Here is an 11,010-nt window from a genome sequence, read left to right as displayed (position 1 = left end):
AGCCTCTCAGCGCCGATGGTACTGCAAGGGGGACCTTGTGGGAGAGTAGGACGCCGCCGGACTCAACGTTGCAAGACCAGGGAACCCCTGACCAGTACTGGTCAGGGGTTCCCTGCGTTCCCGGGGGTCTGGCAATAGGATCACCCGGTGACCAACCAGCTCGACCGTGCAGCCACCTGGCCGGTGTTGACCGATGCCACGCGGGCGGCATTGCGCGAGATCCTCGTGCACGGGGTGCTCTCCCGTGCCGAGATCGCGCGTGCGCTCGGGTTGTCGCGGGCGAGCCTCACGCGGGCGGTCCGGACGCTCCAGGAGCACGGCTTCGTCATCGAGGTCGGCACGGACGTCCGCGGAGCCACGGGCCGTCCGTCGGAGCTGCTCCGGACGAGTGAGGGCGTGTGGGAGTTCCTCGGGGTGAAGCTCACCCAGGACCGGCTGTACGCCGCGGTGACGGACCTCGCGGGACGGGTCCTGGCCCTGCACGAGGAGACGCTGCGGGACCCTTCCCCCGATGCACTGGTGCAGCAGGTGGCGGAGGTGACCGAGCGGCTCCGTGCGGCATCGCCGGCGATCTCCTCCCTCGGTGTCTCGGTCCCGGGTGACGTCGTGACGCGTGACGGTGTGACCGTGGTCGAGGTGTCGCAGTTCCTCGGGTGGCGCGACGTCCCCCTGTCCTCCATGCTCGAGGCGCGGACCGGCCTGACGACGTTCACGGTGAACGACGTCGACGCCCTGACGGCCAAGGAGCACTGGATCGGTGCCGGCGCCGGCGTGGGCTCGATGGCCCTCGTCACGGTGGGTGCCGGTGTGGGTTTCGGCCTCGTTACGAACGGCGAGGTCTCCGAGGGCGCCCACGGTCGATTCGGTCGGGTCGGGCACCTGCCGGTGTACGGCGGGGGACCGGACTGCGGTGTCGGGCACGAGGGCTGCGTCTCCGGGTACCTCCCGAGCTCGATCATCGCGCGGAACGCCGGGCACGACGACACGTCGTACGGCGCCGTCGTGGACCTCGCCCGCGCAGGGGACGAAGCCGCACTCGAGGCCTTCCGGGACGCCGGCACAGCTCTCGGGGTCCTCCTGTCCACCGTGGTGACGCTGGTGGACCCGGAGTCGATCGTCCTGACCGGGGACGGCCTGCCCGTGTACGACATCGCCCGTGCCGAGGTCGACGCGGCGTTCCGGAAGGGGCTCCGTCCCTACGAACCCGCGGTCACGGTGGTCGTGCAGCCGTTCGAGTTCTCGGAATGGGCCCGGGCGGCCGCCGTCCTGGCCGTGCGGAGACTCCTGCGGTTCTGAGCCACGAGGCACGAGCGACTTAGTTACGCAAGTTGACAAACGCCTCCGACGGGCGGGAAGCTGTTCGGGTCCACCGTCGAAGGAGATGTCGTGACCCCTGCCCGTTCCGTGCCCTGGCCCACCGAGGACTTGTCGTTCGGCGGTGACTACAGCCCCGAGCAGTGGCCCCGCGAGGTCTGGCACGAGGACGTCCGGCTCATGCGCGAGGCCGGCGTGAACCTCGTCACGGTCGGGGTGTTCTCCTGGGGGCTGCTCGAGCGTGCCCCGGGGGAGTACACGTGGGAGTGGCTCGACGAGGTCCTCGACCTGCTGCACGAGAACGGCATCGCGGTCGACCTCGCGACCCCGACCGCCGCGCCCCCGAACTGGCTGCTCACGGCGCACCCGGAGGTCCTGCCCGTGGACGCGACCGAGCGCCGCGAACGCCCGGGTGGCCGGCTCGGCTGGTGCCCGGCGTCGCCGGTGTTCCGCGAGCACGCGCTCCGGATCGTCGAGGCGATCGCCGCGCGCTACGGGCAGCACCCGGCCGTGCGGCTCTGGCACGTCAGCAACGAGCTCGGCGGCGGCAACGGGCGCTGCCACTGCGAGGTGTCGGCGGCGGACTTCCGGCGGTGGCTCGGCGCGAAGTACCAGACCGTCGACGCCGCGAACGCCGCGTGGGGCACCGCCTTCTGGGGCCACACCTACACGTCCTTCGACGAGGTCTCCCCGCCGCGCGGCGTCGGCGGCGCGCCGAACCCCGGCCTCGCCCTGGACTTCGAGCGGTACTCGTCGGACGCGCTGCTCGCCCACTACGAGGCCGAGCGCGCCGTGATCGAGCAGCACTCCGAGGCGCCCGTCACCACGAACTTCATGGTCGGCGCCGGCTCGCAGGTCGTCGACTACGCCGAGTGGGCGAAGCACGTCGCGATCCCGGCGAACGACCACTACACGCTCGTCGACGACCCCGACCGCGCCGAGGACCTCGCCGCCTCGGCCGACCGGATGCGCGGGATCACGCGGGACCGCACCCCGTGGCTGCTCATGGAGCACTCGACCGGCGGCCCGAGCTGGCAGCAGCGGAACCGTGCGAAGGAGCCCGGCGAGATCCTGCGGAACTCGCTCGCGCACGTCGCCCGCGGTTCCGACGGCGCCCTCTTCTTCCAGTGGCGCGCGTCCACCGCCGGCGCCGAGCAGTTCCACTCCGCGATGCTGCCGCACGCCGGAACCCGCAGCCGGGTCTGGCGCGAGGTCTGTGCCCTGGGTCGGGCCCTCCGCGCGCTCGGCCCCGCCAAGGGCGCCCCCGTCGAACCCGCGCGCGTCGCGATCGTCGTGGACGAGCCGTCCGGCTGGGCGCTGCAGTCCGGGCTGAAGCCGCACCGGCGGCTCCGCTACGGCCACGAACTCCGCGCCTGGCACACCGCGTTCTGGCGCCGCCAGGTCCTCACAGACGTGGTGCCGATCGACGCCGACCTCTCCGGGTACGACGTGGTCGTCCTCCCGACGCTCTTCGTCGTCGACGACGCGGCCGCCGCGCGCATCAGCGCCGTGGTCGACCGGGGCGCCACGCTCCTCGTCACCTACGCCTCCGGGATCGTCGACGAGACCGCCCGCGTCCGCACCGGCGGCTACCCGGGGGCGTTCCGCGACGTGCTCGGCGTGTGGGCCGAGGAGTTCACCCCGCTGCAGCGCGACGACCGGGTCCTGCTCGACGACGGTACCGTCGTCACCGACTGGGCCGAGGACCTCGTCGTCGAGGACGCCGAGGTCGTCCTCCGCCACGTCGACGGCCCGCTCGCGGGCCGGCCGGCGGTCACGCGCCGCGCCGCCGGCGGCGGCGCCTGGTACGTCTCGGCGATGCTCGACGCGGACGGCGTGCAGCGGATCGCGGACCGGATCGTCGAGGAGCGAGCGATCGCGCGGACCGTCACCGCGCCTCCAGGCCTGGAGGCGGTGCGTCGCGTCCGGCAGGACGGCACCGGGATCCTGTTCCTCCTGAACCACCGCCCCGACGACGTCACCCTGTCGGCCGCCGGGACCGACCTGCTCGACGGCTCCGGGCACGGCCCGGAGACCGTCGTGCCCGCCGGCGGCGTCCGCGTCCTGCTCGAGGCGGCGACGGCATGACCGTGCTGGACGGCGACGAGGTGACCACCGTGGTGCCCGCCGCCGCCGTGCGGGTGCACGTGCTGCGTGCCGCGGGGACGAGCGTGGTGGTCGCCGCCCGCATCGACGGACTGCCCGAGGTGCTGCACTGGGGTCGCGACGTCGGTGACGTGGTGCCCGAGGACGCCGACGACCTCGTCCTGGCGCTCGCACGGGCGGTGTCGCCGAGCGCGTTCGACGCCGCGTGGCCGCTGACCGTGCTGCCGACCGAACACGACGGGTGGGAGGGCCGGCCGGCCCTCGCCGGACAGGTCGACGGGCGTCCGCTCGTGCCCGTCTGGCGGGACGTCGTCGTCGCTGCCGACGACCGGGTCCTGACGGTCGACGCGGTGTCGGACGACGTGTCGCTGCACAGCGCGTACGTGCTCGACGACGCCGGGGTCCTGCGCGTCCGGCACGCGCTGACGAACACCGGCGCCGGGACCGTCGAGGTGCAGGCGCTCGAGGCGGTGCTGCCCGTGGGGGAGCGTGCGGCGGAGGTCCTCGACCTGGCCGGACGGTGGACGCGCGAGCGCACCCCGCAGCGTCGGGTGATGACGGACGGCGTGCACGTGCGGGAGAGCCGCCGGGGCCGGACCGGGCACGACGCCCCGACGCTCACGGTGCTCGGCACCGCGGGCTTCGACGACACCACCGGCGAGCTCTGGGCAGTGCATCCGGCGTGGAGCGCGGACTCCGTGCACCGGTACGACCGGCTCGCCGAGGCCCGGCCGGTGCTCGGCGCCGGGGAACTCCTGCGCGCGGGCGAGATCGTGCTCGCGCCCGGCGAGACGTTCACCGCGCCGGACACCGTGTTCGTGTGGAGCGACGCGGGGCTCGACGGGCTGGCGGCGCGGTCGCACGATTCCCTCCGCGCCCGGCCCGGGCACCCGCGGACCCCGCGTCCGGTCGTGCTCAACACGTGGGAGGCCGTCTACTTCCGGCAGGAGCTCGAGCCGCTCCTCGCCCTGGCGCGGGTCGCCGCCGACGTCGGGGTCGAACGGTTCGTCCTCGACGACGGCTGGTTCACCGGCCGCCGCTCCGACACCACCGCGCTCGGCGACTGGACCGTCGACGCCGAGGTCTGGCCGGACGGCCTCGGCCCGCTCGTCGCCGGTGTGCGGTCCCACGGCATGGAGTTCGGACTGTGGTTCGAGCCGGAGATGGTCAGCCCGGTGTCCGCCCTCGCGGTCGAGCACCCGGACTGGTTCCTGCAGGCACCCGAGGAGACCCGGACCTGGCGGCACCAGTACGTGCTCGACTTCGCCCGCGCGGACGTCCGGGAGCACGTGCTCGACCGGATGTCGGCGGTGATCGGGGAGCACCACGTCGACTTCGTGAAGTGGGACCAGAACCGCGACGTCGTGCAGACCGTGCACGCGGGCCGGGTCGGCCTCGACGCCCACACCCGGGGCGTGTACGCCGTGATGGACGAGCTGCGCCGACGGCACCCGTGGCTCGAGATCGAGGCGTGCGCCTCCGGCGGCGCCCGCGTGGACCTCGGCGTGCTCGAGCGCACCGACCGGGTGTGGGCCTCCGACTCGAACGACGCGATGGAACGCCTGCCGATCCAGCGCTGGACGGAGCTCCTGCTGCCGCTCGAACTCATCGGCTCGCACGTCGGACCGGAGGTCTCCCACACCACCGGACGGCACCTGGACCTGGACTTCCGGATGGCGGTGTCGCTGTTCGGCAGCGCCGGCATCGAGACCGACGTCACGCGGTGCAGCCCCGCAGAGCTCGACCGGCTGCGGGAGTGGACCGCGCTGTACAAGCGGGAGCGCGGGCTGCTGCACTCCGGACGGGTGCACCACCTGGACCTGGGGGACCCCGGGCTCGACGCCACGCTGGTGGTCGGGGCGGACCGGGACCGTGCGCTCGTACGGGTCGCTCGGATCGTCACCGGTCCGCGGTCGCTCGCCGTGCCGCTCCGACTGCGGGGGCTCGACCGGGCGCGGCGCTACCGGATCGCGCCGGTCACCGGGCTGCGGGTGCCGAAGGGCGTCGACGTGACCCGGACGCCGTGGCTCGAGCGGGGGAGCCTGGAGCTCTCCGGCGCCGTGCTCGAGGACGTCGGCGTCCGGATGCTCGCACTCGCACCCGGGACGGCCCTCGTGCTCGAGGTCCAGGCGATCGCCTGAACAGGCGGGCCGGGCGCGCGACCCTGACCCGGTCGCGCGCCCGGCCGCCCGGACTCAGGCGCGCAGCTGGCCTGCGTGCCGGAGCACGAGCGGGCCCGCGAGCGCCGCGGTGTCGATGCCGGGAGCGCCCGTCACCGTGAACACCACCGACTCCCCGGCGAGCAACGACACGAGCCCCTCGTCCACCCGCGCCCGGGCGTCGACCCGGTCCGGGAACAGCGACACGTCCCGGGCGTAGGACGTCGCCGTGACGGTCACCCGGGCGCCGTCCGCGGTGGACTCCACCGACGCCACGAGCGGGGACGGTGCGAACACCTGGTCGACGACCTCGGCGGGGTCGAACACCGTGCGGGTGCCGGCACCGGTGACGACGAGCACCTCGGACGCGGCGTCGCCCGGGACCGCCAGGGCCTCCGGCAGCGACACCCGCGCGGCGTCGGCCGGGCCGGCGGCGAGCGGGAACGACGACGACTCGAGGACGGTGCCGTCGAACGCGACGCGGGACACCGTGACCTCGTCGGACACGGGCGCACCCGAGGCGTTCACGAGGACGACGTCGAGCGCGCCAGCCGACGACGCCGCACCGGACGACCCGCGCTGCACGGTCAGCAGCACCGGCTGGTACGCGTGCCGCACCGCGTACCAGACCGGCTTCCGGATGCCAGCGTGGTCGACGAGCGCCCAGGACACCACCGGCCAGTCGTCGTTGAGCTGCCACACGATCATCCCGGTGTTGTCCGGCGTCCGGGAGCGGAACCACTCCATCCCGAACCGGATCGCGTGCGCCTGGTTGAGCTGCGCGGCGAAGTGCCAGTCCTCGATGCGCCACGCCGAGCCCGGAGCGGGCGTCGGCAGGTGCCCGCGCATCCCGTCGGCCAGCTTCCGGTTGCCCTGGTCGGCCTTCTGGTGCACGAGCATCTCGTGGCCGTCCGGGTCGAGCGGCTCGTCGTGCACCACGGCGGTGAGCGTCGACCACGCGGGCGGCCCCTGGAACCCGAACTCGGCGACGAACCGCGGCTGCCAGTCGGCGTAGGCGCGGTAGTCCAGCCGGTTCCAGACGTCCCAGATGTGCACGCTCCCGTTGCGCTCGTCGTTCGGTGTCAGGTACTCGTCGAACGAGAACGGGCTGCCCGGTGTGTACGGCCGGGTCGGGTCGAGCTCCGCGACGATGGAGGGCAGCAGCGACCGGTAGTACCCGTTGCCCCAGGTCCGGCCGACGAGCGACGGCCGCCAGCCCCACTCGGCGTAGGCCACGAGGTTCTCGTTGTTCCCGTTCCACACCACGAGCGACGGGTGCGGGCTGAGGCGCGTGACGGCCTCGCGGACCTCGGGTTCGACCTCGTCGGCGAGCCAGGGCTCCTCGGCGTAGGCGGCGCACGCGAACAGGAAGTCCTGCCACACCAGGATCCCGAGCTCGTCGCACCGGTCGTACAGGTCCTTGGACTCGTAGATCCCGCCGCCCCAGATCCGGAGCAGGTTCACGTTCGCCTCGACGGCGTCGTCGATCCGCGCCGCGTACCGTTCCGGCGTCATCTCGGTCAGGAACGCGTGGTCCGGGATCCAGTTGGCCCCGCGGACGATCACCGGGCGGTCGTTCACCCGGAGCAGGAACGGCGCGCCGCCGGCGTCGGCCGCGGTGTCCAGGGTCACGGTGCGGAAGCCGACGCGGCCGGTCCAGACGTCGTCGCCGACCGCGACGCGGACGTCGTACAGCGGCTGGTCGCCCTCGCCGCGCGGCCACCAGACCGCGACGTCGGGCACCTCCAGACGCACGGTCGCCGAGCCGTCGACCACCGGTCGAGACGCTGCGCGGCCTGGAGGCACGGTGCCGGAACCGGCCGACGCTGCGGACGCGCGGTGCGGGGCCACGGTGATCCGCGCCTCCAGTCCGACCGTGCCGTCACCACCCGCGGACGTGACGGGCGCGCTGCCGATGGCCTGCGCGAAGGCGCCGGTGGAACCGGCGTGCTCGACGTCGACGTGCGCCGTGAGGACGCCGGTGGTGCCGTCCACGTCGACGAGGGGACGGACGGCCGCGATGCGGACGCCGCTCCACGACTCGATGCCGATCGACCGCCAGATTCCGCTCGTGGCGACGTCGATGCCCCAGTCCCACCCGAAGTTCGACGCGTTCTTCCGGAGCGCGTTGTACGGGTGGTGGTTGACGTGGGGGAGCTCGCCGCCGTGCAGGGCGGACAGGCGCTCGGCGGCGGGGACCGGGGCGTCGAAGGTGACGACGACCTCGTTCGTGCCCGGCCGGAGCAGGTGCCCGACCGGGAAGCGGTACGAGCGGTGCTGGTTCGCGGTCGTCGCGACGACGATGCCGTTCACCTCGATGGTGGCGAGGGTGTCGAGTCCGTCGGCGACGAGGTCGTGGCGGGTCTCGTCCGGGGCGCTCCACTCGAAGGTGCGGCGGTAGCGCCAGACGGTGTCGCCGATCCACTGCGTCGCGGCCTCGGCGTCGCCGTCGAACGGGTTGGGGATCCGCCCCGCCCGGAGCAGGTCGGTGTGCACGCAGCCGGGGACCACCGCCTCGATCGGGTCGCGGTGCCGTTCGGATTCCCCCGGCCCGGTCACCACCTCGACCGTCCACGTGCCGTCCAGGGTGGTCCGCTCCATCGCGTCTCCTCATCGTCGGGGTCCGTCCGCGGGGTCGTGACCCGACCCCTTGACCGACTTAGTTTAGGCGTGTAACAATCACGCTCACAACGTGGATCCTGCGACGACGCAGACCGAGAGGACAACGATGTTCAACCCAACCCGTTCACGGCTCGCCATCGGCGCCGCCGTTCTCCTCGCCGCCGGCCTCGCGCTGAGCGGCTGCAGCTCCAGCGGCACCGCCAGCACCGGCGCCTCGGACTCGACCCTCATCGCCTACACCGGACAGTCCGGCGACTACCAGATCAACTTCAACCCGTGGTCGCCGTCCAACATCGGCGGCGTCGGGACGATCTACGAGTCGCTCTTCTTCATCACGAACGTGAACACGAACGACCCGAAGCCGCTCCTCGGCAAGTCGTACGAGTGGAACGGTGACGGCACGCAGCTGACGATCACCCTGCGCGACGGCGCCACCTGGAGCGACGGCAAGCCCTTCACCTCGAAGGACGTCGTGTTCACGCTCGACATGCTCAAGAAGCAGAAGGCCCTCAACTCGATCGGCTACGACGGCACCGCGAAGGCCGAGGGCGACAGCAAGGTCGTCGTGACCTTCGCCAAGCCGTCGTTCGTGCTCGGCCCGAACCTGCTCGGCAAGACCTGGATCGTGCCCGAGCACCTGTGGAAGGACATCGACCCGACGACCGACGTCGTCCGGAAGCCGGTCGGCACCGGGCCGTACACGCTCGGGAACTTCAAGGCGCAGGCGTTCACCCTCGAGGCGAACGAGAAGTACTGGGACGGCGCCCCGGCCGTGAAGACCATCCGCTACCTGTCGCTGTCCGGCAACACCGCCGGCGCCGACGCCCTGTCGCAGGGCTCGATCGACTGGCAGACCGGCCCGGTCCCGAACATGGACGACATCCCCGCGCACTACCAGGGCTACGACGGCATCACCGTCGGCCAGAACCAGATGGCGCTGCTGACCTGCTCGTCGACCGCGATGGGCTGCACCGGGCCGCAGACCGACCCGGCCGTCCGCCACGCGATCGCCGACGCCATCAACCGCAAGCAGCTCAACTCGCTCGCGTTCTCGAACACGGCCAGCGAGATCTCGCCGACCTTCGCGCTCACCACGACGCAGAAGGACACCATCTCGAAGGACATCTCGCCGGCCGTGCTGCCGGACGGTGCCGACACCAAGGCCGCCGCCGCCTCGCTCGAGGGCGCCGGCTACACGAAGGGCGCCGACGGCATCTACGCCAAGGACGGCAAGAAGCTGTCCTTGACGGTCGAGGTCGTCACGGGCTGGACCGACTACATCACCGCGATCGACACGATGACGCAGCAGCTCAAGGCCGCGGGCATCGAGCTCAAGGCGCAGCAGTCGTCGTGGAACGAGTGGACCGACAAGAAGACCAAGGGCACGTACCAGCTCGCGATCGACTCGCTGGGCCAGGGCCCGACCGCGAACCCGTACTACCTGTACAACAACTACTTCTCGACCGCGAACACCGCCAAGGTCGGCGAAGCAGCCCCGATGAACATCGCCCGGTACAGCAACCCCGAGGTCGACGCCGCGCTCACGAAGCTCGCGACGATCAACCCCGAGGACACCGCCGCGACGCAGCCCGAACTCGACGTCATCCAGCAGCACGTCGTCGAGGACATGCCGTACATCCCGATCATGACCGGTGGCACGACGAGCGAGTTCCACGCGGCGAAGTTCACCGGCTGGCCGACGAAGGACGACCTGTACGCGTTCCCGGCGGTCTGGGCGAGCCCGGACAACGCCGAGATCTTCAAGGCGCTCAAGCCCGCCAAGGGCTGACGGCGGACTGCGACCGAGGAGCGCTCGTATGCACTACTTCCTGCGAAAGATCGGCTTCTACATCGTGGCCCTCTGGGCGGCGTTGACGCTGAACTTCATCATCCCCAGGCTCCTGCCCGGGAACCCGGTGGACATCCTGCTCGCCAAGCTCCAGCAGCGCGGCGGACAGGTGACCCCGGCGACCCGGCAGGCGTACGAGCTGCTCCTCGGTGGCAACACCTCGGAACCGATCCTCGCCCAGTACGGCCAGTACCTGGGCAACGTGTTCCGCGGTGACCTCGGGGTGTCGGTGAGCTACTTCCCGGCACCCGTGACCGAGGTCATCGGGAGCTCCCTGCCGTGGACGATCGCCCTCGTCGGCATCGCCACCGTGCTCGCCGCCGTCATCGGGGTCGCCCTCGGCGCCTTCGTCGGCTGGCGGCCGGGCACCTGGCTCGACTCGTTCGTGCCGGCCACCACCCTGCTCGCCGCGGTGCCGTACTTCTGGCTCGCGCTCATCCTCGTGTACTTCTTCGCCACCGGGATCCACCTGTTCCCGGCGCAGGGCGGCTACGACGTCACCCTCACACCGGGGTTCAACGGCGAGTTCCTCATGTCGGCGCTCAAGTACGGGGTGCTCCCCGCCGCCACGATCGTGCTCGCCTCCCTGGGCGGGTGGTTGCTCGGCATGCGGAACATGATGGTGTCCACCCTGTCGGAGGACTACATCACCACGGCGATGGCGAAGGGCCTGCCGCACGGCAAGGTCCTCCGCAACTACGCCGCCCGCAACGCCGTGCTGCCGTCGGTCGCCGGGTTCGCGATCTCCCTCGGGTTCATCGTGTCCGGTTCCGTCGTCACCGAACAGGTGTTCTCGTACCCGGGCATCGGCTCGAAGCTCCTGTCCGCGGTGACGAACAACGACTACGCGCTCATGCAGGGCATCTTCCTGTTCATCACCCTGGCGGTCCTCGGCGCGAACCTCGTCGTCGACCTGCTCTACGGGCTCATCGACCCGCGCACCCGGGCCCGGAGCTAGGA

General features: G+C 71.9%; 6 protein-coding genes. 5 read left to right on the top strand and 1 reads right to left on the bottom strand.

The window, feature by feature from the left end; genetic code table 11:
* Positions 1 to 147 precede the first annotated feature (147 nt).
* From FS532_RS04615 to FS532_RS04605, 3 genes are all read left to right on the top strand, one after another.
* Positions 148 to 1,296, top strand: coding sequence for an ROK family transcriptional regulator (locus FS532_RS04615; RefSeq protein ID WP_144750683.1), 1,149 nt, complete (start codon positions 148 to 150; stop codon positions 1,294 to 1,296).
* A 90-nt stretch (positions 1,297 to 1,386) separates the two neighbouring features.
* Positions 1,387 to 3,402, top strand: a complete 2,016-nt coding sequence (locus FS532_RS04610) for a beta-galactosidase (protein ID WP_260852551.1) — start codon at positions 1,387 to 1,389, stop codon at positions 3,400 to 3,402.
* Positions 3,399 to 5,561, top strand: coding sequence for an alpha-galactosidase (locus FS532_RS04605; RefSeq protein WP_144750681.1), 2,163 nt, complete (start codon positions 3,399 to 3,401; stop codon positions 5,559 to 5,561). The genes FS532_RS04610 and FS532_RS04605 overlap by 4 nt, the downstream gene beginning before the upstream one ends.
* A gap of 54 nt (positions 5,562 to 5,615) precedes the next feature.
* Here the strand turns inward: FS532_RS04605 and FS532_RS04600 are convergent, their stop codons facing one another.
* Complete coding sequence (locus FS532_RS04600; RefSeq protein WP_144750679.1) at positions 5,616 to 8,180, bottom strand: glycoside hydrolase family 2 protein; 2,565 nt, start codon at positions 8,178 to 8,180, stop codon at positions 5,616 to 5,618.
* Positions 8,181 to 8,307: 127 nt separating this feature from the next.
* On the opposite strand from FS532_RS04600, the gene FS532_RS04595 reads away from it, so the two are divergent.
* Together FS532_RS04595 and FS532_RS04590 are read left to right on the top strand one after the other, a co-directional pair.
* Positions 8,308 to 9,990 carry an ABC transporter substrate-binding protein gene (locus tag FS532_RS04595; RefSeq protein ID WP_144750677.1) on the top strand — a complete coding sequence of 561 codons (1,683 nt, stop codon included), beginning with the start codon at positions 8,308 to 8,310 and terminating at the stop codon, positions 9,988 to 9,990.
* A 28-nt stretch (positions 9,991 to 10,018) separates the two neighbouring features.
* The gene (locus FS532_RS04590; RefSeq protein ID WP_079238718.1) at positions 10,019 to 11,008 is read left to right on the top strand and encodes an ABC transporter permease; all 990 of its coding nucleotides are present in this window, start codon (positions 10,019 to 10,021) and stop codon (positions 11,006 to 11,008) included.
* Positions 11,009 to 11,010: the final 2 nt, after the last annotated feature.

The sequence above is a fragment of the Curtobacterium pusillum genome (assembly GCF_007673235.1).
GTDB classification, from domain to species: domain Bacteria; phylum Actinomycetota; class Actinomycetes; order Actinomycetales; family Microbacteriaceae; genus Curtobacterium; species Curtobacterium pusillum_C.
The sequence above is the reverse complement of the archived record's forward strand: the minus strand, read 5'-3'. Positions and strand labels throughout refer to the sequence as shown.

Excerpts from the sequence above, each read along its gene's own strand:
- FS532_RS04605 (WP_144750681.1), top strand. The coding sequence starts at position 3,399 with ATGACCGTGCTGGACGGCGACGAGGTGACCACCGTGGTGCCCGCCGCC.
- FS532_RS04600 (WP_144750679.1), bottom strand. The coding sequence starts at position 8,180 with ATGGAGCGGACCACCCTGGACGGCACGTGGACGGTCGAGGTGGTGACC.
- FS532_RS04595 (WP_144750677.1), top strand. The coding sequence starts at position 8,308 with ATGTTCAACCCAACCCGTTCACGGCTCGCCATCGGCGCCGCCGTTCTC.
- FS532_RS04590 (WP_079238718.1), top strand. The coding sequence starts at position 10,019 with ATGCACTACTTCCTGCGAAAGATCGGCTTCTACATCGTGGCCCTCTGG.